The sequence below is a fragment of the Actinoplanes nipponensis genome (assembly GCF_016862275.1).
Taxonomy (GTDB): Bacteria; Actinomycetota; Actinomycetes; order Mycobacteriales; family Micromonosporaceae; genus Actinoplanes; species Actinoplanes nipponensis.
Genome location: NZ_BOMQ01000055.1, coordinates 1 through 19,165, shown reverse-complemented (window position 1 = coordinate 19,165; position 19,165 = coordinate 1). Strand labels below are relative to the sequence as shown.

Sequence of the window (19,165 nt, the reverse complement as noted above, 5' to 3'; positions counted from 1 at the left end):
GTCGGGCGCCCCCGGGCCGAGGCCGTCAGAGGCGGATGCCGAGCAGCGCGTCCACCGTCCGGGCCATCAGCGCCGGCGCCTGCGCGTCCTCCCCGATGCCCGACACCGCCGCCTCGGACCAGGCGTCCACCAGGGCCAGGGCCGCCGGCGTGTCCAGGTCGTGGTGCAGGGCCTCGCGGACCGCGGCCAGCAACCCCTCGCCCGACGGGCCGGCCGGGGCCGCGGCGGCCTCGCGCCAGCGGGCCAGGCGCTGCTGGCCGGTCTTGAGCACGTCGTCGGTCCACTGGCGGTCGGTGCGGTAGTGCTCGGCGAGCAGGCCGACGCGGACCGCCATCGGGTCGACCCCGTCGCCGCGCAGGCGGGAGACGAACACCAGGTTGCCCTTGGACTTCGACATCTTCTCGCCGTCCAGGCCGATCATGCCGGCGTGCACGTAGTGCCGGGCGAACGGCTCCGTGCCGGTGAGGCGCTCGGCGTGCGCGGCCGAGCACTCGTGGTGCGGGTAGAGCAGGTCGTTGCCGCCGCCCTGCACGTCCATCGTCTCGCCGAGCAGGCCCAGGGCGATGGTCGCGCACTCGATGTGCCAGCCGGGCCGGCCGGGGCCCAGGTCGCCGCCGTCCCAGGCGGGCTCGCCGGCGCGGGCGCCGCGCCACAGCAGCGGGTCGAGCGGGTCGCGCTTGCCGGGGCGTTCCGGGTCGCCGCCGCGCTCGGCGGACAGCACCAGCATCTCCTCGCGGGACAGGTGCGACTCGTAGCCGAAGCGCGGCGCCGCCTCGAGGGTGAAGTAGACGTCGCCGGTGCCGTCGTCCAGCCGGTATGCCGAGCCGTCGTCGATCAGCTCGCGCACGTGCGCCGCGATCGCCGGGATGGACTCGACCGCGCCCACGTAGTGCGCCGGCGGGATCATCCGCAGCGCCTCCATGTCCTCGCGGAACAGGGCCGTCTCGCGCATCGCCAGGACCACCCAGTCCTCACCGTCGCGGGCGGCCCGCTCGAGCAGCGGGTCGTCGATGTCGGTGACGTTCTGCACGTAGCGCACCTCGAGGCCGGCGTCGCGCCAGGCGCGCTGGACCAGGTCGAAGGTGATCATCGTGGCGGCGTGGCCCAGGTGGGTGGCGTCGTACGGGGTGATGCCGCACACGTACATCGTCGCGACCGCACCCGGCGTCGTGGGCTGCACCGACCGGCGGGCCGAGTCGTACAGCGCGGGCGGCGTCGCGGTCCCCGGCAGCGTCGGCACCTCGTGCCCCGTCCATGCGTCCATGGTCAGGAGCCTATCCAGCACCACCGACAGAAACCGCGTGGGCGTGAGTAAAGCCTCAGACCGGCGGCCAGGGCACGGCCGGCCAGTCCTGCGGCGGCTTGGGGAAGCGGGCGGCCCGCAGCAGCCGGCGCACCCGCAGCCGGGCATGCTGGATCTCGGTGAGCGTCAGGTGCTCCTCGAGCGCCTCGCCCAGCGCGCCGTCGAGCTGCTCGCCGAGCCGGGCGAGCACCTCGACCGACTCGGCCGGGATCGGCCGGCCCGTCCAGCCCCAGAGCACCGTGCGGAGCTTGTTCTCCACGTGGAAGCACACGCCGTGGTCGACGCCGTGGATGCGGCCGTCAGGGGCGTACAGCACGTGGCCGCCCTTGCGGTCGGCGTTGTTGATCACCGCGTCCAGGACCGCGAGGCGCGACAGCCGCGGGTCGTCGGCGTGGGCCAGCGCGTACGCGTCGCCGTCCTCGTCGCGGGCCGCCGCCACCGCGAACCAGCCCGGCGGCACGTCGTACGCCGGGACGAAGCCGATCAGCGACTCGGCGTCCTCCGGCTCGTCGATCCACAGCTGGCAGGCGCCCGGACCCAGCGGCCCGTCGCGCAGGATGGTCGGTGGCACCAGCCCCCAGCCGGTCGCCTGGGAGACCAGGAACGCTGACACCTCGCGCCCCGCCAGCGTGCCGTCGGGGAAATCCCACAGCGGGCGCTCGCCGCGCACCGGCTTGTAGACGCAGCGGCGGGTGACGCCGTCCAGGGTGATCTCGGCGCGCAGGGTGGTGTTGGAGGCGTCGACGAGCCGGCCCTCCAGCTCCAGCTCGCCGCGGGCGAGCAGCTCCAGGGCCTCGGACTCGGCGAGCACGCTGGCCGGCTCCGTCGTCACCGGTGGTAGCCGTTGTGCCGGGGGCAGAGGTGGCCGGCCGGGTCGAGCGGCTGGCCGCACAGCGGGCACGGCGGCCGGCCGGCCGCGACCACGCGCCGGGCCCGGTCGATGAACGCGCGGGTCGCCTCGGGGGTCAGCCGTACGCGCAGCCGGTCGAGGTCGTCGTCGGGCTCGTCGTCCTCGTCGTCGTCGGCGACCGGGTCGTCGTCGTCCTCGTCGTCCTCGTCGAGCTCGACCTCCGCGTCGCCCTCGCCGGCCTCGATGGCCTCGATGACGACCGTGGTGGTGTCGACGTCGAACGCCAGCCCCAGCGTGCCGACCCGGAACTCCTCGTCGACGGGGGTGTCCAGCGGTTCGTTGTCGTTGATCGCGAGCACGGGGGCCTCGGGCAGGTCGACGCCGAACCGGCGGCTGGCCTCGGTGAGCAGCTCCTCGAGCTTCTCGGCGAGCAGCGACACCTGGACCTTCTCCAGCGCCACGCTGACCACCCGGCCGCCACCGCGGGCCTGGAGGAAGAATGTCCGGTCCCCCGGCTCGCCCACCGTCCCGGCGACGAACCGCTCCGGCGGCTCGAAGGCATGCACCTGGTGGGTCATGGGTTCGACCCTATCCGCCCGCGTGCGCGATCGCTCAGCCCACGGGCGCGGTTCGCCGAGGGCGCAAAGCACGCGCACGCTGTGGTAACACGCCGGTTACCGGCCGTACTCACGCGCCGCCGCCCGCGCCCCCGCCCACGGCCGCGTCGGACTCGGGCAGCGCGCCCTCGGCGGGCTTCGGGGGAATCAGCGCCGACAGGTCGGCGGTGTCGTTGAGCCGCACCAGGAACGGCCGGGTCGGGGTGTAGCGGATGACGCTCACCGAGGCCGGATCGGCCACCAGGCGCTGGAACTCGTCGAGGTGCAGCCCCATCGCGTCGGCCACGATGGCCTTGATCACATCGCCGTGGCTGCACGCCAGCCACAGCGCCTCCGGGCCGTGCGTGGCGGTGACGTGCGCGTCCCAGCGGCGGATCGTGGCCACCGCGCGCGCCGACATGGCCGCCATCGCCTCGCCGTTCGGGAACACGGCCGCGCTGGGATGCTGCTGCACGACCGGCCACAGCGGCTCGCCGGTCAGCTCCTTGAGCGGGCGGCCCTCCCAGTCGCCGTAACCGCACTCGATCAGGCCCTCGTCGACCTCCGGCACGATGTCGGGCAGGGCCAGCTCCAGGGTCTGCCGGCAGCGGACGAGCGGGCTGGTCACCACGGCGGCGAACGGCAGCTTGCGCAGCCGCTCGCCGACCCGCTGGGCCTGGCCCCGGCCGGCCTCGTCGAGCTCGACCGGGAGCCGGCCGGCGAGCTCGCCGGTGGCGTTGGCGGTGGTCCGCCCGTGGCGGAGCAGCAGGACGGTGGCCACGGCTACTCGGCCACGCCCGACGCCTCGAACGCCTCCGCGACGGTGCGCAGCGTGGCGATGCCGCTCTCCAGATCGCCCACGTACGGGCTGATCGAGAGCGTGCCGACGCCGGCCGCCGCGTACTCGCGGATCCGTTCGGTGATCCGCTCCTTCGGGCCCACCATGGACGTCCGGGTGATGAAGTCCTGCGGGATCGCGGCCGCCGCCTCGCGCGGCTTGCGGTCCAGGTAGAGGTCCTGGACCTGCTTGGCGGCGTCGGCGTAGCCCATCCGGACGGCGAGCTGGTTGTAGAAGTTCTGCTCGCGGCTGCCCATGCCGCCGACGTACAGCGCCGCGTACGGCCGGACCTGGTCGGCGCCGGCCGCGATGTCGTCGCCGATCACCACCGGCACGGTGGGCGCGACGTCGAAGCCGGTCAGCCCGGCGCCGCCGCGGGCCCGGCCGCGCTCGATGTGCTGGAGGTACTCCCCCGCCGCGTCGGGCGCGTAGAAGATGGCCAGCCAGCCGTCCGCGATCTCGCCGGCCAGCTCCAGGTTCTTCGGGCCGACCGCGGCCAGGTAGATCGGGATGTGCTCGCGCGGCGGGTGGAAGCCCAGCCGCAGCGCCTTGCCCGGGCCGTCCGGCAGCGGCAGCGTGTAGTGCTCGCCGTCGTAGGCCACCGGCTTGCGGGCGATGGCCAGCTTGACGATGTCGACGTACTCGCGGGTGCGGCCCAGCGGCTTGCCGAAGCGCACGCCGTGCCAGCCCTCGGAGACCTGCGGCCCGGACACGCCCAGGCCCAGCCGGAACCGGCCGCCGGACAGCGTGTCGATGGTCGCGGCGGTCATCGCGGTCATCGCCGGGCTGCGCGCCGGGATCTGCATGACGGCGGCGCCGACGTCGATCGCGGTGGTCTGGCCGGCGATCCAGGCCAGCATGGTCGGCGAGTCCGAGCCGTACGCCTCCGCCGCCCACACCACCGAGTAGCCGAGCCGATCGGCCTCCTGGGCCATGGCGAGATGGTCCGCGGGTGTGGTCCACGATGTCTGGTATCCGAGGCTGAGTCCGAGCCGCACGGGTCCTCCCGGTTCTGCGCGGGAGCACCGATGCTCCGCGCTACGAAGCCTAGGCGAACACGCTCAGTGATCTTTACGGACTTGGGTCGCGTACCCGACCGATCGCCGCCCTATTGAGCTGCCGGGAGCGTTTCGCGGCCGGGCGTGTCTGAATAAGGTTCACCCATGCAACAGCGACCGCTCGGCCGAAGCGGGCTGGCGGTCTCGCGGCTCGCCCTCGGCACCATGACGTGGGGCCGGGACACCGACCCCGACGACGCGGCCGCCCAGCTCAAGCTCTATCTGGAGGCCGGCGGCACGCTGCTGGACACCGCCGACGTGTACGGCGACGGCGACGCCGAGACGGTGATCGGCTCGCTGATCGACCACCTGGTGCCCCGCGACGAGGTGCTGATCGCCACCAAGGCCGGCCTCGGCGGGTACGGCCACCGCCGCCGCGACAGCTCCCGCGGCCACCTGCTGCGCACCCTGGACGCGTCGCTGCGCCGGCTCGGCACCGACTACGTGGACCTGTGGCAGGTGCACGGCTACGACCCGCAGACCCCGCTGGAGGAGACGCTGTCGGCGCTGGACCACGCGGTGAACAGCGGCCGGGTCCGCTACGTCGGGGTGTCCAACTTCGCCGGCTGGCAGACCGCGCGGGCCGCCGCCTGGCAGCAGGCGTTTCCCACCCGGGCCCCCATCGTCGCCACCCAGGTGGAGTACTCGCTGCTGGAACGCGGCATCGAGCGCGAGGTGCTGCCGGCCGCCGCGGCGCTGGGCATCGGCGTGCTGCCGTGGTCGCCGCTGGGCCGCGGGGTGCTGACCGGCAAGTACCGCAACGGCCGGCCGCTGGACTCGCGGGCGGCCACCGAGCACCTGGCGCCGTTCGTGCGGACGTACCTGGAGCCGCGCAGCTCGAGCATCGTCGAGGCGGTGGTCATCGCGGCCGGGGGGCTGGGGGTGTCGCCGCTGGAGGTGGCGCTGGCCTGGATCCGCGACCGGCCCGGGGTGGTCGCCCCGATCCTGGGCGCGCGCACGGCCGGGCAGCTGCAGGGCGCCCTGCAGAGCGAGGAACTGGTCCTGCCGGGCGAGATCGCCGACGCGCTGGACGACGTGTCGGCCGTGCCGGTCGGCTACCCGGAACGGGAGGGCCTGACCGGCCCGGGGGCTGGTGACATGCCTGGCGCAGGGGCATATTAGGACGCATGGACTACGAGTACGCGCCGCTCCGGTTGCCATCGAATGTCGATCGCTTGACCGCCGCGGCGCAACTGGCGATCCAGGCCGAGTTCTCGGGATGGGAGCTGGCCCGCGTCCAGCTCTTCCGGGACGGGACCAGGCAGGTGATGCTCCGCCGCAAGGTCCAGAGCAACCTGCAGCCCGGCCTCATCACATAGCCACGGACATGGAGCAGCCGCCCGCCTCATCGAGGCGGGCGGCTGTCGCCCTGTCCAACTCAGTGGTTGTGACCGGCGTGCTCGTCTTCCTCGTCCTCGGTGAAGGGGTGCTCGTCCAGGCGGCCGACCAGCTGGTCGTCCGGGGCCGGGGCGAACGGTCCGGCGCCGTCCTCGTCCTCGAACGCCTCGAGGTCGAGCGGCTCGGTGACCTCGCTGACGGTGAGCAGGCCGTCGAGCGGCTCCAGCTCGGGCACGTCCAGCGAGGCGAGCGAGCCGTCGCCGGCCTGGAGCAGCTCCAGCACGGCCTCGCCGACGGACTCGACCTCGCCGGCCTCCTCGTCGGCCGGCACCAGGTTGCGGCGGGCGGCGTCGGCCACCCGCAGCAGCGCGGCGACGCTGGGCACCCGGTAGTCGCGGCGCTGGCGCACCGAGATCACCCGCGGGTGCGGGTCGGCGCCGGCGCCGTCCAGGCCGCCGAGGCCGCCGCCGAAGCGCTGGTCGGCCTCGTCGGGGTCGATCGATTCGACGTCCCACGGCGTGACCTCGCCGTACGCCTCGAGCAGCTGCTCGTCGTACGCGAAGGAGGTGTTGTTGAGGTGGACGTACGCCTGCCACACGTCGTCGTCGTCCACCCGCCCCTGGGCGGCCTTGACCGCCGCCAGGTGGGCTTTCGCGGCCTCGATGACGCGCTCGAGGGCGGCGTCGAGGTCCGCGTGCTGGTCGGTCATGGTGTGAAAAGTCCTCTCATCAGCTCGCCTGCAGCAGTCGGTCGAGCACACGCACGCCGAACTGTAGTCCCTCCACCGGGACCCGCTCGTCCACGCCGTGGAACAGCGCGGAGAAGTTGAGGTCGGCGGGCAGTTTCAGCGGCGCGAAGCCGAAGCAGCGGATGCCCAGCGTGCTGAACGCCTTGGCGTCGGTGCCGCCGGAGAGCATGTACGGCACCGTGCGGGCGCCCGGGTCCTCGGCCCGCAGCGCGGCGCCCATGGCCTCGACCAGCGCGCCGTCGAAGCCGGTCTCCAGCGCCTCCTGCCGCGAGACGTGCTCGATCTCGATGTCCGGGCCGATCACCTGGCGCAGCTGGTCAAGGAAGATCTCGGCCTGGCCGGGCAGGGTGCGGCAGTCGATGGTGGCGGACGCCTTGCCGGGGATGACGTTGTCCTTGTATCCGGCCTCCAGCCGGGTCGGGTTGGCGGTGTTGCGCACGGTCGCGCCGATCAGGTTGGCGATCGGGCCGAGCTTGGCGATGGCCAGTTCCGGCTCGTCGGGGTCGAGCTCTATGCCGAGCGCCTCGGAGACCTGCTCGAGGAAGGCCCGCACGGTGGGTGTGACGACCATCGGGAACCGGTGCCGGCCGACCGCGGCGACGGCCTCGGCGAGCGCGGTGACCGCGTTGTCGTCGTGCACGAAGGAGCCGTGCCCGGGCCGGCCCTTGGCGTGCAGCCGCAGCCAGTCGATGCCCTTCTCGGCGGTCTCGACCAGGTAGAGCCGCAGGTCGTCGTTGACCGTGTAGGAGAAGCCGCCGACCTCGCCGATGGCCTCGGTGCAGCCCTCGAACAGGTCGGCGTGCTCGCGGACCAGGAACTGCGAGCCGTACTCCATGCCCGCCTCCTCGTCGGCGGTGTAGGCCAGCACGATGTCGCGCGGGGGCACGTAGCCGGTGCGCTGCCAGCCGCGGACCACGGCGAGGGTCATCGCGTCGAAGTCCTTCATGTCGATCGCGCCGCGGCCCCAGAGGTAGCCGTCCTTCTCCTCGCCGGAGAACGGCGGCACCGACCACTCGCTGGCGTCGGCCGGGACGACGTCGAGGTGGCCGTGCACGAGAAGCGCGCCGCGGCTGCGGTCGGCGCCGGGGATGCGGGCCACCAGGTTGGCCCGCCGGGGCGCGGACTCGTGCAGCTCGACGGCGATGCCGGCCTCGCTGAGCTGCGCCGCGACGTACTCCGCGGCGACGCGCTCGCCGACGGTGGTGCGCGGATCGCCGGTGTTGCTGGTGTCGATCCGGAGCAGGTCGCGGCAGATGTCGACGACCTCGTCGGCGGCGGAGAGAGGTTCCATGCGCTCTTCTTACCAGCTCAGCCCGGGCGGCGTTTGGCGGGAGATCAGGTACGGGTAAGACCGGCGCGACCTTGCGCACCGTGGAGAGGAAGCAGAGTGTCCGTACCGTTGCCGCCCCTGCCGCCCGTGGGCGGTGAGACGACCGGCCCCAACGTCGTCGACCTCGTCAGCCGGCAGCACCGCGAGCTGCTCGACCTCTGCGCGGAGCTCACCGGCGAGGCGACCGACGCCGCGCGCCGCCGCAGCATCGCCCAGGTGATCAGCGCGGAGCTGTCGCGCCACCTGTCCGCCGAGGAGCAGTACCTCTATCCCGCGGTGCGCTCGACGGTGCCGGACGGCTACGCGCTGGTGGACCGGGAGATCGCCGAGGACCGGGCGTTGCTGGAGGCGCTGCGGCTGCTGGAGGCCGCGGACGACGGGAACCGGGCGGAGCGTGCCGGCGACGTGTGCCGGCGGCTGACCCGGCACGCGGACGCGGCATCGTCCGAGCTGCTGCCGCTGCTGCTGCGGATGGCCCCGGTGGAGGATCTGGTCCGGCTGGGCAACCGGGTGGAGCTGGCCGAGGAGGCGGCGCCGACCCGGCCGCATCCGTCCACCCCGGCCACGCCGCCGTGGAACAAGGTGGTGGACCCCGCGGTGGCCGTGGTGGACAAGATGCGCGACATGATCAGCCGGCGGACGACGTACCCCCGGGATCTCTGAAGAAAGCACAAAGTGGACGGCAAATTTCACTCATAGCGAAAGCAACCTCACTCTACGCACGGGTAAGGGTGCACGGGTTAGCTGCTTCTGCCCTTTTGGTTAACCTATTTGTCACAAGTGGAGGATCTTTGGCTGGCCGAAGGTCTAGCCGATATCCCGCGAACGTCCTACCGTCACGCTATGAACCTGGAGCTGCGGCATCTCAAGGTGGTCTGTGCCATCGCGGAGACGGGCAGCGTGACGAAGGCGGCCTCGCTGCTGGGCCTCGCCCAGCCGGCGTTGACCGCCCAGCTGCAACGCATCGAGCGGACCCTGGGTGGGCCGCTCTTCGAGCGGGACCGGCGTGGCGCCCGGCCGACGGCGCTGGGTGAGCTGGTGCTCTCCCGGGCCCGGGTGCTGCTGCCGGCCATGAAGGGCCTGCAGGACGAGGCGGCCCGACTGGCCGGGTCGGGCACGGACGAGAACGTGATGACCCGCTACCGGATCGGGGCGATCGGCGGCCCGGTCATCGGCGGCATGGTGCACCGGCTCTCCGAGGCCCAGCCGGACGCCCAGATCAGCACCCACGCGTCGTACTACGTGGAGGAGCTGTGCGGCATGGTGCTGGCCGGCAAGCTCGACTACGCGCAGGTCGGCGTCTGCGGCGACGCCATCCCCTCGGCCGACTACGGCATGGTGTGGCAGACCATCGCGGTCGACGCGGTGTGCGTGCTCATGCCGGAGGACCACTCCGCGGCCAAGGGCGTCGACGTGGACCTGTCCGAGCTGGCCGACGAGCAGTGGGTGGCCGGCACCGGCGACGGCTGCTTCGCCGACTGCTTCGCGGCCGCCTGCGCCCGGGCCGGGTTCACCCCGCGCCGGGTGCTGGAGACCGACATCCGCGGCTGCGTGGACATGGTGGAGTCCGGGCTGGCGCTGGCGCTGTGCCAGCCCACGTTCCGGCCACCCGCCGGGCTCACCCACCGCCCGCTGCAGGGCGCGCCGCTGCGCTGGCGCCAGGTGCTCGGCTGGCACCCGGACAGCCCCGCCGCCCGGGTCGCGCCCCGGCTCATGGGCATGGCCGGCGAGGCGTACCACGAGGTGGTGGCCCGCAACCCCCTCTACATCGAATGGCTGGTGGACTACCCGCAGCTCGGCGGGGCCCAGCTGGCCGCGGCGTGAGGAACGCCCCGGCTCCCTGCGGAGCCGGGGCTGCACGTTTCCCGGATCAGGCGGTGGCCGCCGACCCGACCGCGGAGGCCGGCTGACCGTCCACCGCGTCCGCCCGTACCGTCTGGCCGGGCGCAGCTGTTCACGCAGCCGCCGGTCGAGCTTTTCCTGCAGCTCACGGTCCGGCGTTCTTGGGGCGCCGCGACAGGATCTCGACGGCCTGCCCGATCTCGTCGGCCCGGCCGATGACCGGGTCGATCTCGCCGCGCCGGGCCGGCCCGGTCAGGTCGACGCCCCACTGCTCCAGCGTGGACGGGCTGCCGGGCTCGCCGCCGCTCCCGGCCGGGCCGCCCCGGCCCGGCTGTGGCTCGGTCGGCTGTGGCTCGGCCGGCTGCGGCTCGGCCGGCTGCGGCTCGGCCGGCTGCGGCTCGGCCGGCTGCGGCGTGCGCGGGTCGATCGGCCCGGCGAGCAGCCGGCCGTCGAGTCCGGGTGAGGTCCGGCGTCATCAGGACGTGCTCGGGGCCCACGTAGGAGGCGCCCAGCGCGCGCGGGAGCTGCAGGCTCTCCAGCAGCGCGAGCTTGGTCGCGTGGGTCAGCGCGGTCCGGTCGGGCAGCAGGGCACCGGGCACGCGGGACGGGCCGCCGGGCTCGGCGAGCAGGGCGTCCGGGTCGGTGCCGACCCGGCGGACCTGGGCCTGCTGGGCCGGGAGCTGGAGCACGGCCCAGAGCAGATGCTCGGTGTCGAGGTCGGCCACGCCGATGCCGGCCGGCGCCGGCTCCACGGCCCGGCGGGCGGGCGGCGGGCAGGCGGCGGCGGGCCGGCGGGCGGCCGGCGGCCGGGCGGCGGCGGGCGGCGGCGGGCGGCGGCGGACAGGACCTCGCGGGGCGTCCGCGCTCAGGAAGCGGGTGATGTCGATCCGGGCGGCGGCCCGTCGTGGCTCGGCCGCCGCGAAGAAGAAGCGGGCGAACCAGACCGGTCAGCGGCTGGGACAAGCGTCTGATTCCGGTGTGGGACGCTCCTTGCATGAACGTCCCGCTGCTGGTCGTCGACGCCGCCAACGTGGTCGGCTCCAAGCCGGACGGTTGGTGGCGGGACCGCGCCGCGGCCACCGCGCGCCTGCGCGACGGCCTCACCGGGGTCGCCGACACCGGCCTGCCGGGTCTTCCCGGGCCGGTCGAGGTCGTGCTGGTCGTGGAGGGCCGGGCCCGCGACGTGCCGGCCGTGCCGGGGGTACGCGTCGAGCGCGCGGCCGGCTCCGGCGACGACGCGATCGTGGCCCTGGTCGCCGCCGAGGGCGCCGGTCGTGCGGTCGTCGTGGTGACCGCCGACCGCGGCCTGCGCGACCGGGTCACCGCGCTGGGCGCCGGGGTACGCGGCCCGTCCAGCGTCCCCCGCTGAGGCCGGTGGCGTACCCGTCCAGCGTCCCCCACTGAGGCCGGCGGCGCACCCGTCCAGCGTCCCCGCTGAGGCCGGCGGCGCACCCGTCCGCCGTCCCGCCCGGGCGACGGCGCGGCCCGGCAGGCGGCTCGCGCGGAAACGGGCACGCGGACACGACCGACGCATCGCGGACAGCTAAGGTGACTCCTAGCAAGGTGCTACCTATTCCCAGGAGGCTGCCCGGGTGGCCAGCGTCGCCGAGGTCAGAGCGGCCGTCGATGCCGCGCTCCAGCAGGTCACGGAGGGTCAGGCAGCGATACAGGCGGCCCGGGAGAAGCTGGGTGAGGCCCAGCAGAGCCTGGCCGCGGCCCTCGACGGCAGCGTCAACGACGCCGTCGGCGCCGCCCACGCCTCGCTGTCCCAGGCCGATCAGCAGCTCGAGGAGTGCCTGGGCGCCACGCTGCTCGCGGTCGAGCAGGCGCAGACCTACACGGCGACGCTGTAACGCGATGTCGCTCCTGCAGGAACTCGGCGCCCAGCTCAGGGCCACGTCCGACGAGCTGCCCACCGGCCTGGTGTCGGTGGCCATGGAACGCCTGCGCACCGCCACCGAGCTGCTGAACTGGGTGCGCCAGACCTCGGTCGACCCGATCGGCGTGCCGCAGCTCGGCAACGCCACCGAGCACGCCGAGCACGCCGCGGCGGCCCTGCGGCTGGCCCAGGACGCGATCGCGGCGTACCTGGCGGCGCTGGGGCTGGCCGCGGACGCGAGCGCGCCGCCGGACCGCGACTGGAAGGCCGGCCTGGCGAAGCAGAAGCAGCCGGACGAGCCGGCCGGGCCGCCCGGCGAGCAGCACCACCGGCCCCCGCCGGAGAAGCTGGGCCCCTGGTGGCGCGAGCGGGTCGAGAAGCTGACCGGCGAGGCGCCGCCCCCGCCCCGGGAGAACGGCGCCTCCCCGGAACGCCCGGCCGACACCGCCGAGCTGCTGCGCAAGGTGGCCGCCGGGGTGCGCTCGGGCGACCGCGCGCGGCTCGGCCGGGACCTGCACGACGTCAACGCGGCCACCGGGCTCGGGCTGTCCGCGGTCACTCCGCCGGTGCTGCACCGCCTGGCCGGCGACCTGCTGGGCCACGAGCCCGGGCCGGACGACCTGCCGCGGCTGCGCGGCGCCGCCGGCGGCCGGGTCAGGTCGCTGCTGCCCGGCACGCCGCCCGCGGTGCTGGACGCGCTGCTGGCCCGCATCTGCCGCACGCCCCCGCCCGAGCAGCCGCCCGCGCACCCGGCCGACTCGGCGGTCACGGCCAGCGTGCTGACCGGGGTGCTGCTGGCCCGCCTGGGCCGCGATCCGGCGACGCTCGACCCGGGCGCCCCCGAGCCGTTGCGATCCCGCGGCGTCGATGCCTGACTCCAGGGCGCAACAGGTCGTCGAGGTCCGGGCCGCACTGTCGCACGCGCTCGGCGCGGCCGAGGACGCCCTGGAAGCCGCGCAGAACGCCTACGAGCAGGCGGTGACCCGGCGCGCCCGGGTGGTCGCGGCCGCCCGCGAACGCCGGCGGCGGCTGGCCGAGCAGCGCGACAAGCGGCTGCACGAGATCGACGAGCAACACGAACGGGACCTGGCCGCGCTGGCCGGCGCGGCCGCCGAGACGGCCCTGGCGGCCGCGCCCGGCGCCGCGGGCCTGCCGTGGGACCGGTGGCGGCCCACCCCCGCCGGCACCCAGGCCCCGGCGCCGGAGCTGCGGGTGGGCCGGCTGCTGCTGCCGTACGACGGGGAGGTCCCGGCGCTGGCGCCGCTGCTCGACCACGGGCACGTGGTGGTCGAGGGCGACGCGCGCATCGGCGACGACGTCGTCGCCGGCCTGCTGCTGCGCGCGCTGGGCGGCGCGCAGGCGGGCCGGGTGCGGCTCACCGGGTACGACCCGGAGCAGCTCGGCGGCGGCCTGGCCGGGTTCGCCCCGCTGGCGCCGGCCGGGGTGCTGAGCTTCGTCGGGCCGGGCGGGCTGCCGGCGCTGCTGGACGAGCTCGTCGACCACGTCCGGCGGATCAACGAGACCGTGCTGGCCGGCGAGCACTCGTCGCTGCGCGAACTCGCCGCCGCCACCGGCCGGCGGCCCGAGCCGTGGCGGGTGGCCATCCTGCTCGGCGCCGGGCGCGCCGACGAACTGTCCCGGCACGAGCGGGGCCAGCTGGACAGGCTGCTGCGCACGGGCGCCGCCTGCGGCGTACACCTGATCATCAGAGGTCTCCCGGTGCGGCCCGCCGCCGGCATCGAGGTGGTCAGCGCGGCCGAGGGCGACGCCGCGCGGCTCAGCGGGTGCGGAGATCTGCCGGTGTGCCTGGACGCGGGTCCGCCGGCGTCCGTGATCACCCGCACCGCCCGGCAGATCGCCGACGAGGTCGCCGCCGGGCCGGCCCCCGTCGCGCTGGACAGCCTGCTGCCGGAGCACGAGTGGCAGCAGAGCTCGGCGCGGGCGCTGACCGCGCCGCTCGGCGACAGCCCGCAGGGCGCCCCCGTGCTCGTGACGCTGAGCGACTACCCGCCGCACGCCCTGATCGCCGGCCCGTCGGGCACCGGCAAGACCAACCTGATCTACGCCTGGATGGGCGCGCTGGCCGCCCGCTACTCCCCCGCCGAGCTGGCGTTCTACCTGCTCGACTTCAAGGAGGGCGTGTCGTTCGCCCGGTTCGCGCCGGGCCGGCGGGACCCGAGCTGGCTGCCGCACGTCCGGCTGGTCGGGGTGAACGTCAACACCGACCGCGAGTTCGGCCTGGCCCTGCTGCGCTTCCTCGGCGCCGAGCTGCGCAGCCGGGCCGACGCGGCCAAGCGGCACGAGGTCACCAACCTGGCCGAGCTGCGCGCCGAGGACCCGGCGGGCTCCTGGCCGCGGATCGTGGCCGTGGTCGACGAGTTCCAGGTGCTGCTCTCCGGCCGCGACGCGGTGGCCGCCGAGGCCGTGGACCTGCTCGAGGACCTGGCCCGGCGCGGCCGCTCGCAGGGCATCCACCTCGTGCTGGCCAGCCAGGACGTCTCCGGCATCGAGGCGCTGTGGGGCCGGCCGGCGCTGGTCGCCCAGTTCTCGCTGCGGATCGCGCTGCCCCGGGCCCGCCGGGTGCTGGCGGAGACCAACCAGGCGGCGGACTCGCTGCCGCGCTACCACGCGGTGGTCAACGCCGACTCGGGCGCGATCGAGGCGAACCGGGTGGTCCGGGTGCCCGACGCCGGCAACCGGGAACGCTGGAGCGAACTGCAGCACCGGCTGTGGCGGCACCGGCCGCCGGAGCTGAGCGCCCCGCGGCTCTTCGACGGCGACGCCATCCCCCGGCTGGAGGACAGCCCCGAGTTCCGCACGTTCACCCCGGCCGACACGGTGCCCGCCCCGGTGGTGCTGCTCGGCGAGACGATCGACGTCGCCTCCCGGTCGGCGCAGACGGTGCTGCGCCGGGCGCCGGGCCGCACCATCGCGGTGCTCGGCACCCGGGTCGACGAGGCCTGCGCGGTGCTGGGCACGGCCGCGCGGTCGCTGGCCGCCCAGTTCACGCCGGGCGCGGCGCAGTTCTCCGTGGCCTGCCTGGACACCGACGCCGGCGCGGCGGTCGACGCGCTGAAGGCGTACCTGCCGGCGGAGACGGGCTACTTCGACAACGACAACATCGACGTCCTGCTGGAGGGCGCGGCCGAGCGGGCCGAGTTCGGCTCGGCGGCCGACAAGCCGTGGTTCCTGCTGCTGTACGCGGTCGACGCGGCGCCCGGGGGCACGAGCGAGCTGCTGCGGCGGATCATGCGGCAGGGGCCGGAGCGGCGCATCCACCTGATCGGCTGGTGGCGCGGGGCGGCCCTGCTGCGCGACACCCTGGGCGGCCAGGGCACCAGGACCGACACGGTGGGAGCGTGGGTGGCGCTGGACGTGCACGGCAGTGAGCTGTCGCCGTACTACCCGGGGCACGGTTCGCCGAACTGGTATCCGCGGCCCTGGCGGGCGCTGCACTTCGACCGCTCGGTGCACCGCGGCGCCGAGGTGATCATCCCGTACGGGCCGTCATGACGGGGCCGGAGAACGACGGCACGGTCGAGCGGCGCACGCCCGACTACCGCGGCGTCGTGCGGAAGCTGACCCAACTCGACGACGAGGCCGCCGCGCACCGGGCCGAGGCGCACGCCTGGCACGACAGCCGCGCGCGGGAGGCCGACGAGGCGGTGCGCGCGGCCGACGAGCGCATCCGCGAGACGCAGGCGGCGTGGCGGGCGGCGCAGCGCGACCGCGAGGAGGTCGACGCCCGGTCGGCGGTGCTGTGGGCGGAGTTCGCGCACAAGGTGGGCCGGGTGGCCGAGCGGTTCGGCGCGCACGCGCCCCAGCCGGCCGTGCCGCGCCAGCGGGACCGCGACGCGGACGACTACCTCAAGGAGGCCGAGGCCACGGCGGCGTGGAAGCCCGCGCCGCGCAAGCCGACCCGGGGCGCCTCGCTGGTGTACGTCGTGCTCGGCGCGCTGGGCGGGGCGGCCGGGGTGGCGGCGTGGTCGACGCTGCGCTGGGCGGGCCGGCAGGCCGGTGGTGACTGGGCGGCCGCGCTGCCGGTGGTGGCGCTGGTCGTGGCGCTGCTGGGCCCGATCCTGGCCGTGATCGGCGCGAAGCGGGTGGCCGACCGCAACGGCGTGCAGCTCGACCCGTCCGCGGTGGCGACCGTGCTGATCGCCGGCCTGATCGCCGCCGGGCTGGTGCTGGCCCTGGCCCGGGGCGGCGCCGCGACCTGACCCCGGCCGCCCCGCCCGCGGCGCGGAGCCGGGCCGATCCGCGGCCGTGCCGGAGGCATCGGCCGGCGGGCGGCGGCGGGTCGGGCGGGCGGCGGCGGTCAGGCGGGGACGGCCAGGGCTTCGCGGAGCAGGCGGCGGGCCAGGACCAGGCGGTCCTCGTCGTCGTCCAGGCCCGGCAGGTCGCCGACACGGTGCGGCGCGCCGTCCAGAGCGGTCCGCACGGCCGGCGCGCAGAAGGCCGGGAACCGCAGCGTGCGCCCGGTCAGCCGGAGCAGCACGTGCTCCGGGCCGTCCTCGTGCAGCTGCCAGCGCAGGCCGTCGCGGACCGTGATGCGGTCGTCCGGGCCGAGCCGCTCGGCGAAGGAGAGCTGGGCCAGCGGCCGGAGCGGGGCCGGACGCTGCGCGGGCCAGGCCCGGTCGCGCAGGCGGGCCGCCACGGTGGCCGGGTCGGCGGTGAGCAGCCAGTCGCGCAGGGCCTCGACCGTCTCGGCGAGTTCCGGCGCGACCGCCTCCGGGTCGGCGACGTCCATCGCGTACGGCAGGGTGGCGCGCAGCCGCCGGTCCTCGGCGGCCAGCCGGAGCAGCTCCTCCACCAGCGCGTACCGGGTCAGCGCGCGCACGCCGAAGGTCAGGTGCAGCGACCGCTCGCCCTGCGCCTGCGCCGAGTGCAGCCAGCCGCGGGGCAGGTAGAGCGCGTCGCCGGGGGCCAGCACGACGTCCAGCGCCGCCGGGCCGTCGGCCACCGCGCCCACCTCGTCCGCGTGGCCGCCCCAGGCCTGGCGTTCGAGCGGCTCGGGCAGCACGGGCTCGTGGATGCGCCAGCGCTTGGTGCCGTCCACCTGCAGCACGAAGACGTCGTGGGTGTCGTAGTGGGTGGCGAAACCCTTGTTGCCGGCCGGCGTCAGGTAGGCGTTGACCTGCAGCGGCTGCCGCAGCTCGGCGCCGAGCCGGCGGGCGTAGTCGGTCAGGGGCGGCCAGATCCGGTGCAGGCCCTGCAGCACCAGGGTGGCGCCGTCGGCGTACAGGCGCAGCACCTTGTCGTCGATCACCTGGTCGCCGACCTCGGCGCCGGCGCCGCCGCTGCCGGTGAAGGCCGAGGCGGGCAGCACCGTGCCCCGGTCGGCCACCCGCAGGAACGGCGTCCGCAGCCCGCGCTCGCTCAGCAGCTCGTCGACCGCGTCCACCGACAGCAGGTCGGTGAAGCCGTCCGGGCCGGCCAGCTCGTCGGCCCGGGTGAGCAGCGGCTGGCGTCCCCAGTAGGCCTCGGCGAACTTCGCCGGGTCGACGGCGACCGCCCGGGCCAGAGCCGGGCGGTCCTCGCTGCCGCCCGGCGTGTGGTTCGTCATGGCTTCAGCCTCAGGAGGCGCTGCCGTCGGCGCCGCCGTCGTGGCCGGCCGGGTTCGCGCCGCCGTCGGCCGGGCCCTCGCCCGCGCCGCCGTCCGCGCCACCGTCGTGACCGTTCGGGTTGGCGCCGCCGTCGGCCACACCCTCGCCCGAGACGCCGCTGCCGCCGGTGATGTCCTCGTCGCTGAGTCGCATGAAAGCTCCTTCGTCAGGTTGAGATCTGCTCGTACCCTTCGTGGATCACGTCTAACCGGGGCGCGACGCGGGTAACACCACGCCGTGCTGGTGATGGGGACCTCGGGCTGGCAGTACAAGGACTGGCGGGGCGAGGACCGGTTGTACCCGCCGAAGCTGCCGCAGCGGCTCTGGCTGGAGAGGTACGCCGAGTCCTTCGCCACCGTCGAGGTCAACAACGCGTTCTACCGGCTGCCCGAGCGCGACACGTTCGCCCAGTGGCGGCGGCGCACCCCGGACGGCTTCGTCTTCGCCGTCAAGATGAGCCGCTACCTGACCCACATCAAGCGGCTGCGGGAGCCGGCCGAGCCGGTGGCCCGGTTCCTGGGCCGGGCCGAGGCGCTCGGCGACAAGCTCGGGCCGGTGCTGCTCCAGCTGCCGCCCACCCTCAAGATCGACGTGGCCGCGCTGGACGAGACGCTGGGCCTGTTCCCCCGGGGCGTCAAGGTCGCCGTCGAGCCGCGGCACGACTCCTGGTGGACCGACGAGGTCCGGGACCTGCTGCGCCGGCACAACGCGGCGCTGAGCTGGGCCGACCGCAAGGGCCGGCCGGTGACCCCGCTGTGGGTCACCGCGGACTTCGGCTACCTGCGACTGCACGAGGGACGCGCGCAGCCGTGGCCCCGGTACGGCCGGACGTCGCTGGGCACCTGGCTGGACCGGCTGCCCGGCGTGCCGACGTACGTCTATTTCAACAACGACCCCGGCGGCGCGGCCGTCACCGACGCCGCCGCGATGGCCGCGCAGGCCCGCCGCCGCGGCATCAAGGTCACCCGGACGCCGTAGCGTGGTGGGGTGTTGAACGCCGAGCTCAACGGTCGGCCGCCGGACCTGGCGGAGCTGCACCGGATCGCCACCCTCAACTACGGGCACTACACCTCGCTGCAGGTGCGCGACCATCGGGTCCGGGGCCTGGCCCTGCACCTGGCCCGGCTGGCCGACGGGGCGGAGGAGCTGTTCGGCCACCGCATCGGGGTGGCCGAGGAGCACCAGCTGCTGGGGCTGATCCGGCACGCCCTCGGCGACGTCCGGGACGCCTCCGTACGGGTGACTTTCGTGCCGGGTCCGGACGTGCAGGGCCCGCCGGACGTGCTCGTGTCGGTCTCCGAGCCGGCGCCGGCCGAGCCCGGACCGCCGCTGCGGGTGCAGACCGTGCGCTACGAGCGTGAGCTGCCCGAGCACAAGCACCAGGCGACGATGGGCCTGAACTACCGGCTCCGCGAGGCCCGGCTGGCCGGCTTCGACGACGCGCTGTTCGTCGGTCACGACGGGCGCGTCCGGGAGGGCACGGCGTGGAACGTGGCGTTCTGGGACGGCGGCCAGGTGGTGTGGCCGGACGCGCCGGTGCTGCGGGGGGTGACCATGGTGCTGCTGCAGATCGCCATGTCGATCAACGGCATCCCGTGGCGCCTGCGGCCGGTGGACGCCGAGGAGCTCAGCGGCTTCGCGGCGGCCGCCGCGGTGAGCACGCGGTCGGCCGCCCGGCCGATCGCCAGCATCGACGAGCTGCCGCTCAAGGACGACGGCCTGCTCGGCGAGACGCTGCGGGCAGCCTGGGCCACCGTGCCCTGGGACGAGCTCTAGT

21 protein-coding genes are annotated in these 19,165 nt (G+C 75.0%); 12 read left to right on the top strand and 9 right to left on the bottom strand.

The window, feature by feature from the left end; genetic code table 11:
• Window positions 1-25: 25 nt before the first annotated feature.
• The 5 genes from mshC to Ani05nite_RS23500 form a co-directional block, all read right to left on the bottom strand.
• Window positions 26-1,264 (bottom strand): cysteine--1-D-myo-inosityl 2-amino-2-deoxy-alpha-D-glucopyranoside ligase, encoded by a 1,239-nt coding sequence (gene mshC, locus Ani05nite_RS23520; protein WP_203771500.1) that lies wholly within the window; start codon window positions 1,262-1,264, stop codon window positions 26-28.
• A 55-nt stretch (window positions 1,265-1,319) separates the two neighbouring features.
• The gene (locus Ani05nite_RS23515; protein WP_203771499.1) at window positions 1,320-2,135 is read right to left on the bottom strand and encodes an SCO1664 family protein; all 816 of its coding nucleotides are present in this window, start codon (window positions 2,133-2,135) and stop codon (window positions 1,320-1,322) included.
• Complete coding sequence (locus Ani05nite_RS23510) at window positions 2,132-2,731, bottom strand: DUF3090 domain-containing protein (RefSeq protein ID WP_203771498.1); 600 nt, start codon at window positions 2,729-2,731, stop codon at window positions 2,132-2,134. Before Ani05nite_RS23510 ends, Ani05nite_RS23515 begins: the two co-directional genes overlap by 4 nt.
• Window positions 2,732-2,840: 109 nt before the next feature.
• Window positions 2,841-3,530, bottom strand: a complete 690-nt coding sequence (locus tag Ani05nite_RS23505; protein WP_203771497.1) for a histidine phosphatase family protein — start codon at window positions 3,528-3,530, stop codon at window positions 2,841-2,843.
• A 2-nt stretch (window positions 3,531-3,532) separates the two neighbouring features.
• A complete protein-coding gene (locus Ani05nite_RS23500) occupies window positions 3,533-4,585 on the bottom strand; it encodes an LLM class F420-dependent oxidoreductase (RefSeq protein ID WP_203771496.1) in 1,053 nt (350 codons plus the stop codon).
• A 165-nt stretch (window positions 4,586-4,750) separates the two neighbouring features.
• On the opposite strand from Ani05nite_RS23500, the gene Ani05nite_RS23495 reads away from it, so the two are divergent.
• Window positions 4,751-5,767: an aldo/keto reductase gene (locus tag Ani05nite_RS23495; protein ID WP_203771495.1), complete on the top strand. Its 1,017-nt coding sequence runs from the start codon at window positions 4,751-4,753 to the stop codon at window positions 5,765-5,767.
• Window positions 5,768-5,772: 5 nt separating this feature from the next.
• Window positions 5,773-5,964 carry a DUF5703 family protein gene (locus Ani05nite_RS23490; RefSeq protein WP_203771494.1) on the top strand — a complete coding sequence of 64 codons (192 nt, stop codon included), beginning with the start codon at window positions 5,773-5,775 and terminating at the stop codon, window positions 5,962-5,964.
• Window positions 5,965-6,023: 59 nt separating this feature from the next.
• On the opposite strand, the gene Ani05nite_RS23485 is transcribed toward Ani05nite_RS23490, so the two are convergent.
• Both Ani05nite_RS23485 and Ani05nite_RS23480 read right to left on the bottom strand, forming a co-directional pair.
• Window positions 6,024-6,692 carry a hypothetical protein gene (locus tag Ani05nite_RS23485; RefSeq protein WP_203771492.1) on the bottom strand — a complete coding sequence of 223 codons (669 nt, stop codon included), beginning with the start codon at window positions 6,690-6,692 and terminating at the stop codon, window positions 6,024-6,026.
• Between the two features lie 19 nt (window positions 6,693-6,711).
• Entirely contained in the window at window positions 6,712-8,022 is a 1,311-nt protein-coding gene (locus Ani05nite_RS23480; protein WP_203771491.1) for a M20/M25/M40 family metallo-hydrolase, read from the bottom strand.
• Window positions 8,023-8,118: 96 nt separating this feature from the next.
• Between Ani05nite_RS23480 and Ani05nite_RS23475 the strand changes: the two genes are divergently transcribed.
• The 8 genes from Ani05nite_RS23475 to Ani05nite_RS23440 all read left to right on the top strand — a co-directional run bounded on the left by Ani05nite_RS23475 (window position 8,119) and on the right by Ani05nite_RS23440 (window position 16,002).
• Entirely contained in the window at window positions 8,119-8,724 is a 606-nt protein-coding gene (locus Ani05nite_RS23475) for a hemerythrin domain-containing protein (protein ID WP_203771489.1), read from the top strand.
• A gap of 180 nt (window positions 8,725-8,904) precedes the next feature.
• A complete protein-coding gene (locus tag Ani05nite_RS23470; protein ID WP_203771487.1) occupies window positions 8,905-9,885 on the top strand; it encodes a LysR family transcriptional regulator in 981 nt (326 codons plus the stop codon).
• 233 nt (window positions 9,886-10,118) lie between these two features.
• A complete protein-coding gene (locus Ani05nite_RS23465) occupies window positions 10,119-10,874 on the top strand; it encodes a hypothetical protein (RefSeq protein ID WP_203771485.1) in 756 nt (251 codons plus the stop codon).
• 23 nt (window positions 10,875-10,897) lie between these two features.
• A complete protein-coding gene (locus Ani05nite_RS23460; protein WP_203771483.1) occupies window positions 10,898-11,272 on the top strand; it encodes a PIN domain-containing protein in 375 nt (124 codons plus the stop codon).
• Window positions 11,273-11,495: 223 nt separating this feature from the next.
• On the top strand, window positions 11,496-11,756 hold the full coding sequence (locus tag Ani05nite_RS23455; RefSeq protein ID WP_203771481.1) for a hypothetical protein: 261 nt from the start codon (window positions 11,496-11,498) through the stop codon (window positions 11,754-11,756).
• A gap of 4 nt (window positions 11,757-11,760) precedes the next feature.
• Window positions 11,761-12,657 carry a hypothetical protein gene (locus Ani05nite_RS23450; RefSeq protein ID WP_203771479.1) on the top strand — a complete coding sequence of 299 codons (897 nt, stop codon included), beginning with the start codon at window positions 11,761-11,763 and terminating at the stop codon, window positions 12,655-12,657.
• A complete protein-coding gene (locus tag Ani05nite_RS23445) occupies window positions 12,650-15,295 on the top strand; it encodes an FtsK/SpoIIIE domain-containing protein (RefSeq protein ID WP_203771477.1) in 2,646 nt (881 codons plus the stop codon). The genes Ani05nite_RS23450 and Ani05nite_RS23445 overlap by 8 nt, the downstream gene beginning before the upstream one ends.
• Window positions 15,292-16,002, top strand: coding sequence for a hypothetical protein (locus Ani05nite_RS23440; protein WP_203771474.1), 711 nt, complete (start codon window positions 15,292-15,294; stop codon window positions 16,000-16,002). The genes Ani05nite_RS23445 and Ani05nite_RS23440 overlap by 4 nt, the downstream gene beginning before the upstream one ends.
• A 98-nt stretch (window positions 16,003-16,100) precedes the next feature.
• Here the strand turns inward: Ani05nite_RS23440 and Ani05nite_RS23435 are convergent, their stop codons facing one another.
• Window positions 16,101-17,348 (bottom strand): cupin domain-containing protein, encoded by a 1,248-nt coding sequence (locus Ani05nite_RS23435; protein WP_203771472.1) that lies wholly within the window; start codon window positions 17,346-17,348, stop codon window positions 16,101-16,103.
• Between the two features lie 10 nt (window positions 17,349-17,358).
• Window positions 17,359-17,541, bottom strand: coding sequence for a hypothetical protein (locus Ani05nite_RS23430; protein WP_203771470.1), 183 nt, complete (start codon window positions 17,539-17,541; stop codon window positions 17,359-17,361).
• Between the two features lie 93 nt (window positions 17,542-17,634).
• Here Ani05nite_RS23430 and Ani05nite_RS23425 point away from each other — a divergent pair, with 93 nt between their 5' ends.
• The gene (locus tag Ani05nite_RS23425; protein ID WP_239130539.1) at window positions 17,635-18,366 is read left to right on the top strand and encodes a DUF72 domain-containing protein; all 732 of its coding nucleotides are present in this window, start codon (window positions 17,635-17,637) and stop codon (window positions 18,364-18,366) included.
• Window positions 18,367-18,375: 9 nt separating this feature from the next.
• Window positions 18,376-19,164: an aminotransferase class IV gene (locus Ani05nite_RS23420; protein WP_203771465.1), complete on the top strand. Its 789-nt coding sequence runs from the start codon at window positions 18,376-18,378 to the stop codon at window positions 19,162-19,164.
• The last annotated feature ends 1 nt before the right edge of the window (window position 19,165 follow it).